The organism is Sphingobium sp. B2D3A (assembly GCF_025961795.1).
Taxonomy (GTDB): Bacteria; Pseudomonadota; Alphaproteobacteria; order Sphingomonadales; family Sphingomonadaceae; genus Sphingobium.
In genome coordinates, this window is record NZ_JAOQOI010000001.1 from 165,377 (window position 1) to 182,899 (window position 17,523).

Here is a 17,523-nt window from a genome sequence, read left to right on the forward strand (position 1 = left end):
TAACTGCCGGAGGTATTGCCAAACCACATTGGAATTATCGTAGGGACTTTTCGAGTGCGTTGGACCGGTAAATTGCCCTTGGCGGCTTTTGCGATCCTTGGTGCATGTAGCGGCGGTGGAGGTGGCGTCAACAACACACCCCCGCCGCTTCCATCCCCATCGCCGACACCAACGCCGGCGCCAAACGTGACCGTAAATGATCTCCATTCCAGCCAGACTTTTGCAGTGTCCGCACCATCCGCGGCGGTGGAATTTGATCTTTACACCTTACAGAGCAGTTCGGGTGTTTATGATCGTAAGGCGCTCACCATAAGTTACGACGCAGTAAACAATAGTTACACGTTAACTACGCCGATTCGTTCGCAAACCTTCACTCCAGAGGACAAAGAAGCGGGCAATTCTCCCAATCAACTATCTTACGTGATCGGCGGAGCTTCTAGCGGTACAAGGGATGTACTGATGATTGCGCATCAGCAATTTTCACAGACTGATCCCAACCAATTTGTAGGCTTCGGCTATTGGCAACACGATGAATTGGAAGGCGAGAAGCAGAAGGCTTCGTTCAGTATGTTCACTTATGGATTCCCAACTCCCGAAGCTAATATCCCCAGAGTCGGAACAGCAGCCTGGGACATCGACTTATTTGGCATCGCCAATTCGAGCGGCTACTCACCGCAGGGTCTGGGAGGATCCGGCGTTTTCAACGTGGATTTTTTGACCGGCGACTTTGCAGCAACTGCTGACGTGCAGATAGTCAATCTAGTCACGATGGAACCGGGCGAGTTCACATCCAAATTCGAGGCCCTCGGCAGGCTCGGCAGTGCTAACAGCTTTGCAGGCACGGTACTGGTTGTTGGACCGCACGCATATGCTGGATCAATCGAAGGGCAGTTCTTCGGGCCCAATGCCGAGGAGATCGGCGCAACGATTCTCGCTACGCTGCAAGGCGATCCAACCCTGAACAGAGAGGGATTCGTGGGCACAATCACTGGCCGACGCAACCCCAATCCCAATCCGATAAATCTCAATCTCATGAACCTCCAGCAGGATTTGATGGTAGAGACAACTGTCGCACAATTCAGATCAGGGACGGATCCCGGCACGGCGTTTCCTGCGGGGACCACTACGATGCTTCAAGATTTTCTCGGGCAGGTAGTTACGCTCGCTACGGACGGCAGCGTAAAACTGACCGCTGACTTTCTACCGGGATTGAACGCCACCTTCGCCAGCACCGACCGGGTTGGACAAAATTCGCGTTTCGTGACCTACCAGAAGACTATCGATGAGGTTCCGACAGAGCTCGGGATTTTTCGTCCAGGCCTCGCCAACGCTGACATCGCTCTCTCCTATGCCAGCTTTGGCTACTGGTCCACGCACACCGTTAAGGAGAACGGAGGCTTCGATGCCATTCGCAGCTATTTCCCTTACGGGTTCCAAACGCCTCTAAATATGCTGGCCGTCAAGACGGGCAGTGCTCACTATAGTGGCGTGGTCTACGGGACCGGTGCGTTCGGTGACGCGCAACCGTTCGAAGTGGGCGGATCTTCAAATTTCGATTTCGACTTTGCCATGAGCAGATATACAGGCGCCCTAGATCTGCATCAAATTTCCGCAGGGGGATCAGCGGGTGCAGCCTTAGGCCGGTGGACCATCAGCAGCGGCTATATTACGTCTGGAATCCCTTATGGTGGCGGGCTTGTTGGCCCCGTCGAACACGCCAGTGGGGGCTCAATTCTGCCGCGCTTTTACGGTCCAAACGCCGAAGAACTCGTAGCTCGCTTCGTTATTGGGACGCCTACTACAGGCCAGCCTAGACCTGGGGAGGTGTGGATTGCAGGGGTGACGGTCGCCAAGCAAGACTGAGAATGGCCGTCATCACAAACGGTTGAGGTCATGATCGCAATCAGGACTCTGTTCCCCTACTCCCCTCCCCCTTCAACACTCCCGCCACCAGCGGCCCCACCCGTCCCACAATCGTCTCCACGCCTTGCGGATTGGGGTGGATGCCGTCGGGGAGCATGAGGGTGCGGTTGCCGATCACGCCATCGAGGAAGAAGGGGTAGAGCGGCGCGTCGTACTTCTTCGCGAGATCGGTGAAGATCGGATCGAAGGCCTTGGCGTAGTCCGCGCCCATATTGGGGGCGGAGACCATGCCGGTGAGCATGATGGGGATGCCGCGCTTTTGCAGCTCGGCGAGGATCGCATCGAGATTGGCGCGGGTTTCCTTTGGCTCCAGGCCGCGCAGCATGTCGTTGCCGCCGAGGCCGACGATCACGAGATCCGGCTTGCGCTCCAGCCCGTCGAGCGTGAAGGCGAGGCGCTGGCGGCCGGCTGCGGTGGTATCGCCCGAGACGCCGGCATTGACCACCTGCGCGGGCACGCCCTGCCGCTCCAGCGCACGCTCCAGCACCGGGGCGAAGCCCTCGCGTGGCCCAAGATTATAGCCGGCGTAGAGACTGTCCCCGAACACCACGACCAGCTTGCGGTCCGCGACCGGGGCGCTGCTGGCGTTAGCGGCATTTGCCGTATTGGAGAGGGCTGCGGCGGCGTTATTGCCGGCACTGGCATCACCCTGAGTGTCAGGAGTTTGTGGAGAACAGGCGAGCAGTGCTTGGACAAGCAGCAATGAGACACCATAACGAGTAAACGTCTTTGCCACGCGAGGCCCTTTCCGCATGCATGCACCCATCGATGCCTCCCATATCGCGATCCGCGCCCGCAATGTCACCCTCTCGCTCGGCACGGGCGAGGCGAAGGTGGATATCCTCAAGGGCGTGGACCTGGACATCATGCGCGGGGAGAGCATTGCGATCCTCGGCGCATCGGGATCCGGCAAGTCCTCGCTGATGGCGGTGCTCTCCGGCCTGGAGCAGGCGAGCAGCGGCAGCGTGAGCGTGGCGGGCACGGATTTCAGCACGCTGGATGAGGACGGGCTGGCGCGGGCGAGACGGGGCCAGATCGGCATCGTGCTGCAGGCCTTCCACCTGCTGCCGACGATGACGGCGGTGGAAAATGTCGCGGTGCCGCTGGAGCTGGCGGGGCTTGATGACGCCTTTGCACGGGCGCGTGCGGAGCTGACGGCGGTGGGCCTCGGCCATCGCATCGACCATTATCCCGCCCAGCTTTCCGGCGGGGAGCAGCAGCGCGTTGCGATTGCGCGCGCGGTGGCGCCGGGGCCGCAGATCATCTTTGCCGACGAGCCGACCGGCAATCTGGACGGGCACACCGGCGCAGCGATTATCGACCTTTTGTTCACCCGCCAGCAGGCGAGCGGGGCGACGCTGATCATCATCACCCACGACCCCGATCTTGCGCAGCGCTGCGACCGCATCGTCGAGATGCGCGACGGGCTGATCGTGGAGGGCGCGCCCGCATGAGGGCGGCGCGCACGAGGACTTTGGGCCTGCGGGCGAGTTGGTCGATTGCCCGGCGCGACCTGAATGCGGGCCTGCGCGGACTGCGGCTGCTGTTCGTCTGCCTGTTCCTGGGCGTGGCGACGCTGGCGGCAATCGGCAGCCTGACGACCTCCATCACCAGCGAGATTGCCGCACGGGGGCAGACGATCCTGGGTGGCGATATCGAGGCGCGGATGAGCCAGCGCGAGGCGAGCGAGGCGGAGAAGCAGTCGCTGCGCGCGCTGGGGACGATGAGCGAGACCATCCGGCTGCGGGCGATGGCGAATGCAGTGGGGGCCGGCGACACCGATGGCCCCGCGGCGGTGCTGACCGAACTTAAGGGCGTCGATGGCGCCTATCCGCTCTATGGCAAGCTGCTGCTGCGCGAAGGGATTTATGCCCCGCTTGCCGCCGACCGCATCATGATCGGCCAGGCGCTCGCGGAGCGCTTGCAGGTGCGGCCCGGCGGCGCGCTGCGCTATGGTACCGCGACCTTCACCATCGCCGGGATCATCGCCGAGGAGCCGGACCGGGTGGGCGAAGGCTTTACCCTCGGCCCGGTCGCCATCGTCTCGCTGGAGGGTTTGCGGCGCACGGGGCTCATCCAGCCGGGCAGCCTCTATGAGAGCAAATATCGCGTCCGCGTGGCGCCGGGCACCGATGTCGAGGCGCTGCGCAAGCGGCTGGAGGACGAGCAGGCCGAGGCAGGCTGGTCGTTCCGCGACCGGGAGAATGCCGCGCCGGGCACCAGTCGCTTCATTGAGCGCATGGGGCAGTTCCTCTCGCTCATCGGCCTCACCGCCCTGGTGATCGCGGGCATCGGCGTGAGCAATGGCGTCTCCTCCTATCTCGCGATCAAGCGCGGCGGCATCGCGACCTTCAAGGTGCTGGGGGCGACCTCGGCCGATATCGAGCGGATCTATCTGATGCAGATCGGCACCGTGGCGACGATTGCCATTACCTGCGGGCTGATCGCGGGCGCGCTGCTGCCGCCGGCGCTGATTGCCGTGCTGGGCGATGTGCTGCCGGTGCAGCCGGGCTTCCGCATCCATCCGCTGCCGCTCATCACCAGCGCGGCTTATGGCCTGCTGATCGCCTATATCTTCACCCTGCCGCCGCTCGACCGGGCGCGGACGCTGCCGGTCGCCGCGATCCTGCGCGCGCATGTCGAGCCGCGCAGCCGGCTGGACCGGCGCAGCGTGGCGGGCGTGGTGCTGGGCGTGCTGTCGGTACTGGCGATTGCGCTCGGCACGGCGCGCGAGCCCTTGTTCTCGGCGGCGGTGCTGGGAGCGACGGCGGCGGTGCTCGGCCTGCTGCTGCTGCTCGGCTGGGGCATCAGCGCGCTGGCAAGGCGGGTGCCGCGCCCACGCCGGCCGCTCTGGCGCCTCGCCATCGCCAATCTCTATCGCCCCGGCGCGCAGACGTCCGCGCTGGTGATCGCGCTCGGCCTCGCCCTCACGCTGTTCGTCACGCTGGCCGGCGTGCAGACCAGCCTCACCGCCGAGATCGACCGGACGGTGCCCAAGAAGGCGCCCAACCAGTTCGTGCTCGATATCCCGTCCGATCAAGAAACGCGCTTCCGGCAGATCGTAGCGAAAGAGGCGCCGGCGGCGGAGCTGAACGTGGTGCCGGCACTGCGCGGTCGCATCGTCGCTTATGCCGGGCAGCGCGTCGCCGACATGGAGGAACTGCCTGAGGGCGCCTGGTTCCTGCGCGGCGAGCGCGGCGTGACCTATAGCGCGACGCTGCCGGAGGGAAGCGATCTCGTTGCGGGCCAGTGGTGGGCGCCCGATTATGTGGGGCCCCCGCTCATCTCGCTGGACGAAGAGGCAGCGAAGACCCTCAACCTCAAGATCGGCGACAGCATGACGGTGAGCGTGCTCGGCCGCGAGATCGAGGCGAAGATCGCCTCGCTGCGCAAGGTGAACTGGGACAGCATGGGGTTCAACTACGTCATGGTCATCTCGCCAAGCGCCTTGGCGAGCGCGCCGCACAGCCTCACCGCCACCATTACCATGGACGAGGCGCAAGGCGCGGGCGTGACGCGCGCGCTGCTGGCGGCCTTCCCCGGCGTCTCGGTCATCGCGGTGGCCGAAGTGGTCGAGCAGATCAGCGGGCTGCTCGAGCAGATGTCCGGCGCCATCGTGGCGGCGGCCTCCATCGCCATCTTCGCGGGCGTCGCCGTGCTGATCGGCGCCATCGCTGCCTCGCGGCAAGCGCGCAGCTATGACAGCGTGATCCTCAAGACGCTGGGCGCGACGCGATGGCAGATCCTCGGCACGCAGGCGATGGAATATGCGCTGCTCGCTGCCACGCTGGCGCTGGTCTCGCTGGCGCTGGGCATGGGCGCGGCCTGGTACGTGATCGTGCAGGTGTTCGAGTTTGGCTGGGCGCCGGACTGGGGCGTGGTGCTGGCGACATTGGCGGGCGGCGCGATCATCACGCTGGGCATCGGGCTGGCCGGATCGATCCCACTGATGTCGCTGCGGCCCTCGCGGGCCCTGCGGGAATTGTAAGGACTGAAATTTTGTCCACAACTTATGTGCAATTGTAGACATAAGTCCGCTTTACAGGCACCTAGGGTCCCTCTTATGGTTAATGCATCTCAGAAGCATGACCATTTAACGGATCATCAAACGGCCGATGAAGCATTCCTTGAGCCATTTGACAGGTCTTTTTGCGCTCTACGGCCTGCCGCGGCCATGGGCGATCGCAAAGCAGCTTTCGAGGCAATTCGCCTCGCTGGCTGAGCTGGTCCACGCTCCACCGGATGTCCTCAAATTGCGGGGCGCTTCGGAGGCCCAGATACGCGCGATCAAGGACTTTCGGAGCCTTCACCTCAGCGTGCTGGCATCCGAAGCGTTGAAGACCACGCAGCCCCTCGATGTCGAAAAGTTGAAGCGTCACCTTGCTGCGGAAATCGGGCATTGCCGCATCGAGCACTTCCACGTGGTCTATCTGAGCCAACTCAAACACGTCATCGAGAGCCGTACCCATTGGTCCGGGGGATATGACAGCACCCCGGTCTACGTCCGCGAAATCGTCATGACCGCGATCATCCTCGGGGCGGCGCACGTCATTCTTGCCCACAACCATCCCTCCGGCATCGCCGAACCAAGCAAGGCCGACCGGATCATGACGGACCAAATCTGCAAAGCGGCGCGCCCCTTGGACATTCATGTCGCAGACCACTGGATTTTCGCCGGTCAGGCCGTCTTCAGCTTCGCCGAACACGGCCTGTTGTAGTGGGGACTGCGGCGCGGGTGCGGAAATGGGCGGCAGGCTTAAGGCGGCCAAAGAGAAGCGAGCTCGGACCTTTCAGCTGGCGGAACGTTTGTTCAGGATTCCAGTCGCTTGGGTGCTCCGCGGGCAGAGATTGTTATCTCTGAAAAGGCGGGGAGAGCAGCCCCTGTTTCTTCCGTCACCCCGGGCTTGACCCGGGGTCCAGCTAGCCTTCTTCGGCAGAGCGTATTTCGCCAGAACCTTCTGAAAACGCCGCGTCCGAAGTATATTCAGAAGCTGACTAGAAAGAAGCTGGACCCCGGGTCAAGCGCGGGGTGACGGCGTGAGAAGGGCCGCGATGGCGCGGTGTCCGAACAGTCGCTTTTGCGCGCTCTCCTGTGAAGGACAGCAATGTATATCCAGCCCAGTCCAACCCTCTCCTGCTGACAGGAAAGGGCTAACGGACCAGCTCAGAACAGCTGATCGAACGCCGTTTCCAACCGCTGGAGGCTGGCGGGCACGTCCTTGAGCTTGTCGAGGCCGAAGAGGCCGATGCGGAAGCTGCGATAATCCGGGCCTTCATCCACCATCAGCGGCACGCCGCCGGCGACCTGCAGGCCGAGTGCGGCGAAGGGCTTGCCGGTTTGCATCGCGGCATCCTCCGTGAAGACCACGACCACGCCCGGCGCGGCAAAGCCATCGGCGGCGACCGACCGCACGCCGCGCTCCGCCAGCATCGCCCGCACGGCATTGCCCTGCTCCCACTGCGCGGCGCGCAGCGTCTCGAAGCCGATCTGCTTGGTCTCCATCATCGCCTTGTGGAAGGTGCGCAGCGCATCGGTGGGCATGGTGGCATGATAGGCATGGCCGCCGTTCAGATAGGCTTCGATGATGCTGTTCCACTTGGCGAGATCGATCGCGAAGCTGGTCGACTGGCGGGCGCGGCAGCGCTCCAGCGCGGCGGCATTCATCATCACCAGCCCAGACGATGGCGGCGCGGACCAGCCCTTTTGCGGGGCGGAAATGAGGATGTCGACGCCCGTTGCGACCATGTCCACCCAGATGCAGCCCGAGGCGATGCAGTCCAGCACGAAGAGGCCGCCCACCTCATGCACCGCGCCCGCGACGGCGCGGATGTAATCGTCCGGCAGGATCATGCCCGAGGCGGTCTCGACATGCGGCGCGAAGACGACGGCGGGCCGCTCGGCACGGATGGCGGCGACGACCTCGTCGACAGGCGCGGGCGCGAAAGGCTGGTCCGCGCCGCCATTGCCGATGCGGCGGGCCTTCATGACCGTTTCCGACGCGGGGATCGATCCTGCCTCGAAAATCTGCGTCCAGCGATAGGAGAAGAAGCCGTTGCGGATGACCATCACGGTTTCGCCGGTGGCGAACTGGCGGGCGACCGCCTCCATCGCATAGGTGCCGCCGCCGGGGACGACCACCGCGCGCTCGGCGTTGTAGACTTCGCACAAGGTGGCGTGGATATCGCGCATCACGCCCTGGAAAGCCTGGCTCATGTGATTGAGCGAGCGATCCGTGAAGACCACCGAATATTCGAGCAGGCCATCGGGATCGATATCGGGGCGCAGGGCGGGCATAGATGGTTCTCCTTGCTTCAGGCAGCGCATCCTGATGCTGCCCGTTCGTGCGACGGCGCTGACTCGATGCCACGCAATCGCCGCTGGCCGCGCATAGCGGGGCATGGTGCGGGATGCCAGTTGATCCTTCGCATCACCGTTCGGTGCTTGGATGAAGCGAAAGATGCAGATCGCGCTTGACGACGTCCACAGGGATCGGCATGACGCTGTTAATGCGATTCATTGTCATTAGCAGATCAGTGCAGTCGCAACGCCTTCACCCGCGCGAACCCCTCTTCGCGCGGCGCGGACGTTCCCGGCCTGCAGGTGCAGCGGGCCGGGGACGTCCTTCCATCGGCGATATGCGCGCTTGCCTCGCCGGCGCCAGCGCCGCCTGCCATCGCCCCTGACTGCCACGGGAGAGATTGCCCATGTATGCGTTTCTGGATTGCCCGCTTTCGTTGCTCGATCGTGGCGGCCGTTTGCTCGTCTGGGCCATGCGGCACTGGGCAAAGGCGGTCTCTTGCGGGCGTTGCCCGTGCGGCGATGTCGGCCCGGCCTTTCACAAGGCGGATCTCATGGCCGGCTTCCCGCATTTCCACATGATGATGGCCGTGGTCAACCGCCACGCGCGCGAGAAGCTGTCCTTTGCCGACGTCGATTGCCCCCGGCTCAGCGATGGCGAGGCGCTTCTGCTCAGCCTGATCCGCCTGCCCGGCGGGGCACACGCGGATCAAACGCCCGCGACGGTCGCGCTTGTCGTGCAGCCCGAGGGCGCCCCGGCGCTGCGTATGGCGCTGGATTCGCTCGGCGCGGCGCTACGGACGGTTGAACTCTGGCCCGCGCTGCCCATGTTCGATCCTGCCACTGTAAGGTTCCCCAATGAATGACATGACCCATCACGGCTTCGAGCTCGAGCCGACCGGCGCACTCAGCGTGGAATCCGTTCGCTGGGTGAAGCACTGGAACGACCATCTCTTCAGCTTCGCGATCACGCGGCCGGCGAGCTTCCGCTTCCGCTCCGGCGAGTTCGTGATGCTCGGCCTGCCGGGTGAGAATGGGCGGCCGCTGCTGCGCGCCTATTCCATCGCCAGCCCCGCTTATGCCGAGGAACTGGAATTTCTCTCGATCCGCGTCGAGGATGGCGCGCTCACCTCGCGCCTGTGCAAGATCCAGCCCGGCGACAGTCTCTATCTTGGCCGCAAGCCCACCGGCACGCTGGTGATGGACGCCCTGCGGCCCGGCAGCCGCCTGTTCCTGCTCTCCACCGGCACGGGCCTCGCGCCCTTCCTCAGCCTCGTGCGCGATCCAGACGTCTATGAGTATTTCGGCCAGGTCATGCTCGCGCACAGCGTGCGCACGGTCGCCGATCTGGCATGCCGCACCGATCTGGAAAGCCAACTCGCCGGCGATCCGCTGGTGCAAGATCAGGCCCTGCTGCAATTCCATTATTGCCCCACGGTGACGCGCGAGCCTTTCCGCACCACGGGGCGGCTCGATGCCCTGATCGACGACGGCACGCTATTCCGCGGCCTGAGCGGCCCCGCGCGCCTGGACCCGGAAACCGACCGGGTGATGATGTGCGGATCGATGGCGATGATCCGCGACTTTTCCGCCCGCCTCGACGCGCTCGGCTTTGAGGAGGGCTCGAATGCCAAGCCGGGGGATTATGTGATCGAGCGGGCGTTCGTGGATTAGGTTTTAGGTGCAGAGGGTTAATCGCGAAGGCGCTTCACCTTCGTCATTCCCGCGAACGCGGGAATCCAGCTCGGACGTTACTTCCCGGCGCAGGCGTGGAACTGGATTTCCGCGAGCGCGGGAATGACGAAATCCTGGTCCCCCACTCGCCGATGGCGATCAGGCGCTCCAGGAGACCGCGAGGGCGCCCAGCGCCTTGAGCGCAGCCTCGTCTTGCGGGCGGACATCTTCGGCGAAGGTCGGCGTCTCGACATAACCGATCACAATCAGCGGACTGCGTCCGCCCGGCGGAACCAACACCGCCAGATCGTTGGTCTTGTTGCCGACGCCTCGGCGCATCCCGGTGCCCGTCTTGTCCATGCCCTGCCAATCGGTGGGAATGCCGGCCCTGATGCGATTGCGCCCGCTCTGGGTCTGCACCATCCACTCCCTCAGCCGGTCGCGACTGGCCGCGCTGAGCACATCGCCAAGCACGATCTTGCGCACCGTTTGCGCCATCGCCTCTGGCGTGGTGCTGTTCTGCTCTGTGCTAGGCGGGATCACATTGATCTCCGGCTCATAGCCATCCAGCCGGCTCGTGTTGTCGCCAATCTCCCGCCAGAAGCGCGTCAACGCCTCGGGGCCGCCGAGCCGGCGCATGAGGATGTTGGCGGCGGCATTGTCGCTGGTGATCTGGATCGCCTGGGCCAAGCTGAGGATCGGCAAGCGCCCTTTGGCGAGATTTTCTTCCACCACGGGCGCGTAGGCGACGAGGTCCGCCTGACTGAAGCTCAGCTCTTCCGCCAGATCGAGGCGCCCGGCGTCGCTTTCGCGCAGGGCCATCGCCGCCAAGGACAATTTGAAGGTCGAGCAGTGACAGAAGCGCTCGTCGGTCCGCCAGCCGAAGCTGCGTCCGCTGCCGGTATCGAGCACGAGCGCGCCCAGCCTGCCGCCGATCGCGCGCTCCATCGCCTGCAGGCGGGCCACCGGGTCATTCATCCCCTCCCGCTTGTCGGCACAGCCGGCCAGCAGAACACTCGCGCCCATAGCCAGGGCAAAATCGCGACGATCGATCATCCGGCTTTGATAAGCGGGACGAACCGGTTTCGCCAACCCTTCCTGACTGCGCCGCGCATTGCCTCTGCATTCTGAGCGAGAAAACGCCCCCGCGCGGCCATTGGGTGCTGCATCATCAGGCAAAACTGTGCATTAGGTTTGTCAGATGCTGACGATATTGCTGATTTCCTTCCTCGGCGCCTGCCTGATGCCGCTGCTGGCCTACGTCATTGGGCGTGGTGCGGGCATGGTGATCGCCCTCTTCCCCTTCGGCCTGCTCGCGGCGTTCGTAAACATGGCGCAGTTCGTGGAACGGGGCTGGGTGAAGGGGGAAGCAGCCGAATGGGCACCCTGGCTCGGCCTTGATTTCACGCTTCGGCTCGATGGCTTTTCTTTCCTGCTCTGCCTGCTCATCACCGGGCTGGGCGGGTTGGTGACGATTTATGCCGGCGGCTATCTCACCAACAAGTCGCCGGCCGAACGCGCCCGTTTCTTCTGCTACATCCTGCTCTTTCTCAGCGCGATGCTGGGGGCGGTGCTGGCCGAGAACCTGCTCGTCTTCCTCGTCTTCTGGGAAGCGACGAGCATTCTCTCCTTCCTCCTCATCGGCTTTGAGGGACGCAGCGCCCGCGCCCGCCGGGCGGCCCTGATGTCGCTGCAGGTGACGGCGTTCGGCGGTCTCGCATTGCTGATGGCCGTCGCGATGATCGGCCATGTGCTCGGCACCTATTCCATGGCGCAGGCGGTGGCGCGGGTTGGCGAATTGCATGACAGCCCGTGGGGCACGGCGATCGTCGTGTGCATTTTGATCGCGGGTTTCACCAAGTCCGCGCAATTCCCGTTCCACTTCTGGCTGCCCAACGCGATGCAGGCCCCAACGCCCGCCTCGGCCTATTTGCACTCGGCGACGATGGTGAAGCTGGGCATCTATCTGCTCGCCCGGTTCGAGCCGGTGATCGGCGCGGAAAGCTGGGGACGGGGCGCGCTGATCACCGTGGCCTGCGTCACCATGCTCGTCGCCGCGTTGCAGGCCCTGCGGGCGGAGAACTTCAAGTCCGCGCTGGCTTATTCCACGGTCGCATCACTCGGCATTCTCGTGCTCCTCGTCGGGTTGGACGGGCCGGCGGCATCGGTGGCGATGATCGGCTTCCTGTTCGCGCACGCCCTTTACAAGGCGGCATTGTTCTTCTGCGCGGGATCTGTGCTGCACGCGACGGGCCTCTACAGCTTGCGCGCCATGGGCGGGCTTGCCCGGCATCTGCCGCTGACGGCGCTGGCCTGCCTCGGTGCCAGCCTCTCCATGGCCGGCATCCCGCCATTCATCGGCTTCATCTCCAAGGAATTCCTGTTTCAGGCGCAGTTGGAGAGCAGTTGGGAAGTCATCCCGCTGGCCATCGCCGTGATGGTCAACGCTGTCATGGTCGGCGTGGCCGGGGTAGTGACGCTGCGTCCGTTCTTCATGGGCCGCGGCAAGGTGAACAAGGTGCAGCATGGCGAAACCTTCTCGCTGGTGATGCCGCCGCTACTACTCTCTGCCGCCGGCCTGTTCATGAGCCTCGCGCCGGACTGGATCACGCGCGTCGCCATCCGCCCGGCGGTCGCCTCGGTCTATGGCCGGGCCGTGGAAGTGGACCTGACGGTGTGGCACGGCCTCACGCCGATGCTGCTGCTGAGCTTTGTCGTCGTCTCCATCGGCGCCCTGATCGTGGCTTTCTGGCGGAAGATCCACATCTGGCTGCGGCAGACCAAGCAGTTCAACACCTATGAGATCGAGCCGCTGTGGGAAATCAGCCTGCGCGCCCTCATCCTCTCCTCCCGCAGGCTGACCGACGCGCTCCAGCATGGCGATCTGCGGCGCTATCTGCTGGCCGTGGTCGGCGGCGCCGGGTTGCTGATCGCCTGGTCGGTGGCGAAAGCCGGCGTTGGGCCTGACATCCCGTTCCCCAACGATTTCCGGCCGGGCGAGGCACTGGTCGCGCTGGTCGGGCTGGGCGGGGCCATTGCCGCCGCGCGCGCCAATACGCTGCTGAGCGGCATGATCGCCACCGGTCTTGCCGGCTTTGCCGCCGCGATCACCTTTCTGATGAACGGCGCGCCCGATCTGGCGCTCACCCAGTTCACCGTGGAAGCGCTGCTGGTCGTGCTGCTCTCCGCGCTGTTACTGGCAGTGCCGCTCGCCAGCCCGGCGACCCGCACCCGTGCGATGCGCAAGCGCGACGCCCTGCTTGCGATCAGCATCAGCGCGCTGCTGTTCCTGGCAGTGATGGACATGGCCGCGCGCGAACATGTGTCCGCCGCCAGCCACTTCTTTGGTCAGATGAGCCTCGTGGCGGCGCACGGCCATAATGTCGTCAACGTCATCCTCGTGGATTTCCGCGCCATCGATACGCTGGGCGAGACCATCGTGATTGCCATTGCCGCCGTCATGGCGCGCTCGCTGCTGCGCAGCCGGGGCAGTGAAGGGCCGGTGCCCGGTCCCGAGCCGGTCCACTTCTCCCTGCAGGTTGCCGGGCGCTGGATCAGCCTGCTGCTGCTGCTCGCCTCGCTGGTCATTCTGTTCCGCGGTCACAACCAGCCGGGCGGCGGGTTTGTGGGCGGGCTGGTCGCAGCTCTCAGCTTTGCGCTGCTGGCGCTGGCTTATGGCGTCAACCACGCCCAGCGCGTGCTGCGCCTGCGCACCCTGACGCTGGTGGGCCTTGGCATGCTATGTGTGCTGCTCGCCGGCCTGCCCGGCCTGATGACCGGGGAGCCGTTCCTGACGCATCTCTGGTGGGAGCCGGGCGGCCTCATCCCGGCCCTCTCGACCACGTTGATCTTCGATTTGGGCGTTTATCTCGTGGTGCTCGGCGCCGTGCTGGCCTTCCACTTCGGCCTCCAGCGGGAGGCAACGCGATGACGCTGCTCTATGGCGCTGTCGGCGCGGGCATCATTGCGTGCGCGCTTTACATGATCCTCTCGCGCAATCTGGTGAAGATGCTGCTTGGCTTTTCGATGCTGGCGACGGGGGTCAACATCCTGATCTTCCTCGCCGGGCGCATCCAGAGCCGGCAGCCGCCCATCGTGGGCGAAGGCCAGCGCGCGCTGGGCGAGTCCGCCGATCCGATCACGCAGGCACTGATCCTCACCGCGATCGTCATCGGCTTCGCGCTCACGGTGATGCTTGCCGTTTTGGTGCTGCGCGCCTGGCGCCACAGCCACAGCATCGATGCGCGCAACGTCGATTCCGCCGAGGCGCTGGGCACGCCGCAGGAGCGGGAGCTGACCGATGACTGATGCGCTGCTGCTGCCCGCGCCCGTCATCCTGCCCTTCATCGGTGCGGCCCTGGTGCTCATCCTGCGCGCGCGCATCGCGCTCACCCGCGCCATCGGCCTGATTACGAACGGCCTGCTATTGGTCGTCTCGCTGCTGCTGTTCGTGCAGGCCAATGGCGGCAACCTCGTCCCGCTCACCGTCTTCGGCGGCTGGCCGCACGGCATCTCGATCAGCTTCTCGGCGACGATGCCGGGGCTGGTGCTGGTGGTCGTCACGGCACTCATCGCCTTTGCCGCAGCGATCTACGCGCTGGTCGACGTCGGCCCGCGCCGCCGCCGCGCCGGCTATGACGCGCTGATGCTGGCGATGACCGGCGCGGTGAACGGCGCGTTCCTGACCCGCGATCTGTTCAACCTCTACGTCTGGTTCGAACTGGCGCTGATCGCCGCGCTGGGCCTGCTGACGCTGGATCGCCGCCCGGCGCAGATCGATGGCGCCATCCGTTATGCCAGCTTCTCCATGCTGGCGGCGACCTTCATCCTGCTCGGCGTCGGCATGATCTACGGGATCACCGGCACGCTGGATGTCGGCGCAGCAGCCGCTGCGCTCGCCAGCCGCCCGCCCAGCTTCGCCTCCGCCACGGCGACCGCGCTGTTGATGGCCGGTTTCGCGCTCAAGGCCGGGCTGTTTCCCTTCCACCTCTGGTTGCCGGCCTCCTATCATACCGGGCCGATTACTGCCGTCGCCGTGTTCGCCGGCCTGCTCACCAAGATGGGCTTTTATGCGCTGCTGCTGGTCTTCGCCGGGGTGTTCGGCGTGGGCGCGGGCGGCATCGGCGCCGCGCAGATGGTGCCGGTGTTCGGCTGGATTGCGGCGGCCACCATCCTCATTTGCTGCGCGGGCGCGCTGGCGCACACCGATATGCGCCGCATCCTCGCTTATCATATTGTCGCGCAGGTGGGCTATATGACCATCGGACTGGCGATCGCCACGCGCGAGGGGATTGCCGGCGCGGTGTTCTACATGGTCCACTCGATCATCGTGCAGACCAATCTGTTCCTCGGCGCGGGGCTCATCCGCCGGGCCAGCGGAAGCTGGGATCTCACCCGAGCGGGCGGCATGGCGCGGACGAACCCGCTCTTTTCGCTGGTGCTCGCCGTGCCGGTCCTGTCGCTGGCCGGCATCCCACCCCTCTCCGGCTTCTGGGCCAAGTTCATCGTCATTCGCGAGAGCTTCGATGCCGGCATGGCCTGGCTGGGCATTATCGCACTGATCGGCGGGCTGATGACCATCGTCTCCATGTCCATCTTCTGGTCCGATGCCTGCTGGAAGGAACCGCGCGGCAAGCCGGTGCGCAAGGTGCCGCTGGCGGGGTTGATCGCCATGGCGATCCTCTCCGGCGCGACTATCGCCATCGGCCTGCTGCCACAAAGCCTGTGGACGCTCTCGCTCCTCGCCAGCCGCGCGCTGGCCGCCGTCAGTGGAAGCGGCCTATGAGGCCCGCCCGCCGCCTGCGCGCCAGCCTGACGCTGGTCGCGATGTTCCTGTGGGATCTCCTCGTCGCATCCCTCGCCGTCGCCAGGATAGTCCTGTCGCCGCGCATCCGCACGGCACCGGCGATCATCCGTGTGGAGACGGAGTTGGAGCGGCCTTGGGCCGTGGCCCTCTTCGCCTATTTCATGTCGCTCACGCCCGGATCGACCTGCCTGCATGTCTCCGAGGACCAGCGCAGCCTCTACGTCCATGTGCTCAACACCGCCGATGCGGCGACGACAATCGCGCGGTTCAAGCGGATCTACGAGCGCTGGATCATGGAGTTGGAGCGATGATCGATATGGCGACGCTCACCACTGTTCTCGCCGTGCCGCTGGCACTGGCCTTCCTGCTGGCCGGCTGGCGCATGGTGACCGGGCCGAGCTTTGCCGACCGGTTTGTCGCCCTCGACATGCTGACCGCCATCGCCGTCGGGTTCGCGGCACTGACCACGCTGGCGACCGGGCGCGGCGCCTTTCTGGATATTGCGCTCGGCATCTCGTTGATCAACTTCGTCGCCACGGCAGCCTTCGCCGTGTTCCTGGAACGCAAGCGGAGGCGGCAATGATGATCCTCGCCATGGCCCTGCTGATTGCAGGTACCGCCTTTCTGCTCATCGCCGCCATTGGCATCGTACGACTGCGCGATCCCCTGCAGAGGATGCACAGCGCCACCAAGGCTGGCACACTGGGGGCAACGCTGATGCTGCTCGGCGTCGTGCTGGCGGCCGACATCGCGGAGCTGAACTGGACCAGCGGGCTGACGATCCTGTTCCTGCTCATTACCCTCCCGATCGGCGCGCAGTTGCTCGGCCGCGCTGCCTATGTTTCCGGTACGCGGCTGGAAGGGCTGGCGCATGATCCGCTCAGCGACGAGTTGGAGCGCCATCCCGGCAAGCCTGATGAGCTGACGCGGGACAGCTAGCCTCAGCGTCCCCGAGGACGAACGGAAACGCCAAGTTTCGCTCGTCCGGATATGTTGCCCATTTGCAACAATCTGGCGCCACTAGTGATGCATCGCAACCACGAGAAGGTTGACCCCGTTAACCGGGCTCCATAAGCGGCCCGTCCGCCTCGTGCAGAAGGCGAGATTAAAACAAGGAAAATACAATGAAACTTGCTGTTCTGGCTTCCGCAGCCGCCGTGATCGTTGCCACCCCTGCCGCTGCGCAGGAAGGCCCCACCTTCTCCGGCCTGAGCCTCGCGGTCCTCGGCGGCTATGACTCGGTGCGGCTGAGCGACGGCGTCGACAATGGAAGCAGCGATGATTTCGCTTATGGCGTGAGCCTCGGCTACAATGCCGATCTCGGTTCCGCTGTGGTTGGCGTCGAAGTGGAAGCCGCTGACTCCGAGGTCAAGGAATCGGTCACGGACCAGTTCGTGACGGGCGACGAGCTGTCCCTGTCAGCAGCGCGCGATCTGTACGTCGGCGTCCGCGCTGGCGCCAAGCTCGCCCCCAACGCGCTGATCTACGCGAAGGCCGGCTACACCAACGCCCGCCTCAAGGTGAGCTACACCGACGGCGTCGACTCCGTCAGCGACGGCGACAACCTCGACGGCTATCGTCTCGGTGCCGGCGTTGAGTACAGCTTCGGCCGCTTCGGCATCCGTGGCGAGTATCGCTTCTCCGACTATGGCAAGCTGAAGTTCGACGACGTCGACACCGGCATCAGCATGCAGCGCCATCAGGTCATGGTCGGCCTCGTCGGCAAGTTCTGATCCAGCGTTTTCGCTAAACGACAAGGGTCGGCCTAGCGCCGGCCCTTCTTTTTTGTGCGCGACATGGCCAATCCAGGCGCGCCGGTTCC

General features: G+C 64.7%; 16 protein-coding genes. 13 read left to right on the top strand and 3 right to left on the bottom strand.

The window, feature by feature from the left end:
* Nucleotides 1–186 precede the first annotated feature (186 nt).
* The gene (locus M2337_RS00815) at nucleotides 187–1,863 is read left to right on the top strand and encodes a transferrin-binding protein-like solute binding protein (protein ID WP_264571296.1); all 1,677 of its coding nucleotides are present in this window, start codon (nucleotides 187–189) and stop codon (nucleotides 1,861–1,863) included.
* 40 nt (nucleotides 1,864–1,903) lie between these two features.
* Here M2337_RS00815 and M2337_RS00820 read toward each other — a convergent pair whose 3' ends face one another.
* The gene (locus tag M2337_RS00820) at nucleotides 1,904–2,659 is read right to left on the bottom strand and encodes an arylesterase (protein WP_413716212.1); all 756 of its coding nucleotides are present in this window, start codon (nucleotides 2,657–2,659) and stop codon (nucleotides 1,904–1,906) included.
* A gap of 16 nt (nucleotides 2,660–2,675) precedes the next feature.
* Here M2337_RS00820 and M2337_RS00825 point away from each other — a divergent pair, with 16 nt between their 5' ends.
* The 3 genes from M2337_RS00825 (at nucleotide 2,676) to M2337_RS00835 (ending at nucleotide 6,641) form a co-directional block, all read left to right on the top strand.
* A complete protein-coding gene (locus M2337_RS00825; RefSeq protein WP_264571298.1) occupies nucleotides 2,676–3,377 on the top strand; it encodes an ABC transporter ATP-binding protein in 702 nt (233 codons plus the stop codon).
* The gene (locus M2337_RS00830) at nucleotides 3,374–5,911 is read left to right on the top strand and encodes an ABC transporter permease (protein WP_264571299.1); all 2,538 of its coding nucleotides are present in this window, start codon (nucleotides 3,374–3,376) and stop codon (nucleotides 5,909–5,911) included. The genes M2337_RS00825 and M2337_RS00830 overlap by 4 nt, the downstream gene beginning before the upstream one ends.
* A 139-nt stretch (nucleotides 5,912–6,050) precedes the next feature.
* Nucleotides 6,051–6,641, top strand: coding sequence for a JAB domain-containing protein (locus M2337_RS00835; protein ID WP_264571300.1), 591 nt, complete (start codon nucleotides 6,051–6,053; stop codon nucleotides 6,639–6,641).
* Between the two features lie 446 nt (nucleotides 6,642–7,087).
* Here the strand turns inward: M2337_RS00835 and M2337_RS00840 are convergent, their stop codons facing one another.
* On the bottom strand, nucleotides 7,088–8,218 hold the full coding sequence (locus tag M2337_RS00840) for an aminotransferase class V-fold PLP-dependent enzyme (RefSeq protein WP_264571301.1): 1,131 nt from the start codon (nucleotides 8,216–8,218) through the stop codon (nucleotides 7,088–7,090).
* Between the two features lie 410 nt (nucleotides 8,219–8,628).
* Between M2337_RS00840 and M2337_RS00845 the strand changes: the two genes are divergently transcribed.
* Both M2337_RS00845 and M2337_RS00850 read left to right on the top strand, forming a co-directional pair.
* The gene (locus M2337_RS00845; protein ID WP_264571302.1) at nucleotides 8,629–9,087 is read left to right on the top strand and encodes a hypothetical protein; all 459 of its coding nucleotides are present in this window, start codon (nucleotides 8,629–8,631) and stop codon (nucleotides 9,085–9,087) included.
* Nucleotides 9,080–9,895: a ferredoxin--NADP reductase gene (locus M2337_RS00850; protein ID WP_264571303.1), complete on the top strand. Its 816-nt coding sequence runs from the start codon at nucleotides 9,080–9,082 to the stop codon at nucleotides 9,893–9,895. The genes M2337_RS00845 and M2337_RS00850 overlap by 8 nt, the downstream gene beginning before the upstream one ends.
* A 159-nt stretch (nucleotides 9,896–10,054) precedes the next feature.
* Here M2337_RS00850 and bla read toward each other — a convergent pair whose 3' ends face one another.
* Nucleotides 10,055–10,951 carry a class A beta-lactamase gene (gene bla, locus M2337_RS00855; RefSeq protein ID WP_264571304.1) on the bottom strand — a complete coding sequence of 299 codons (897 nt, stop codon included), beginning with the start codon at nucleotides 10,949–10,951 and terminating at the stop codon, nucleotides 10,055–10,057.
* Nucleotides 10,952–11,096: 145 nt separating this feature from the next.
* On the opposite strand from bla, the gene mbhE reads away from it, so the two are divergent.
* The 7 genes from mbhE (at nucleotide 11,097) to M2337_RS00890 (ending at nucleotide 17,434) form a co-directional block, all read left to right on the top strand.
* Complete coding sequence (gene mbhE / locus M2337_RS00860) at nucleotides 11,097–13,826, top strand: hydrogen gas-evolving membrane-bound hydrogenase subunit E (protein WP_264571305.1); 2,730 nt, start codon at nucleotides 11,097–11,099, stop codon at nucleotides 13,824–13,826.
* Entirely contained in the window at nucleotides 13,823–14,203 is a 381-nt protein-coding gene (locus tag M2337_RS00865) for a sodium:proton antiporter (RefSeq protein ID WP_264571306.1), read from the top strand. The genes mbhE and M2337_RS00865 overlap by 4 nt, the downstream gene beginning before the upstream one ends.
* Nucleotides 14,196–15,680, top strand: coding sequence for a proton-conducting transporter membrane subunit (locus M2337_RS00870; protein ID WP_264571307.1), 1,485 nt, complete (start codon nucleotides 14,196–14,198; stop codon nucleotides 15,678–15,680). The genes M2337_RS00865 and M2337_RS00870 overlap by 8 nt, the downstream gene beginning before the upstream one ends.
* Nucleotides 15,677–16,012, top strand: coding sequence for a Na+/H+ antiporter subunit E (locus M2337_RS00875; RefSeq protein ID WP_264571308.1), 336 nt, complete (start codon nucleotides 15,677–15,679; stop codon nucleotides 16,010–16,012). The genes M2337_RS00870 and M2337_RS00875 overlap by 4 nt, the downstream gene beginning before the upstream one ends.
* Nucleotides 16,009–16,284 carry a monovalent cation/H+ antiporter complex subunit F gene (locus tag M2337_RS00880; RefSeq protein WP_181560637.1) on the top strand — a complete coding sequence of 92 codons (276 nt, stop codon included), beginning with the start codon at nucleotides 16,009–16,011 and terminating at the stop codon, nucleotides 16,282–16,284. Before M2337_RS00875 ends, M2337_RS00880 begins: the two co-directional genes overlap by 4 nt.
* On the top strand, nucleotides 16,281–16,640 hold the full coding sequence (mnhG, locus tag M2337_RS00885; RefSeq protein ID WP_264571309.1) for a monovalent cation/H(+) antiporter subunit G: 360 nt from the start codon (nucleotides 16,281–16,283) through the stop codon (nucleotides 16,638–16,640). Before M2337_RS00880 ends, mnhG begins: the two co-directional genes overlap by 4 nt.
* 185 nt (nucleotides 16,641–16,825) lie before the next feature.
* Nucleotides 16,826–17,434, top strand: a complete 609-nt coding sequence (locus M2337_RS00890; RefSeq protein ID WP_181560639.1) for an outer membrane protein — start codon at nucleotides 16,826–16,828, stop codon at nucleotides 17,432–17,434.
* The last annotated feature ends 89 nt before the right edge of the window (nucleotides 17,435–17,523 follow it).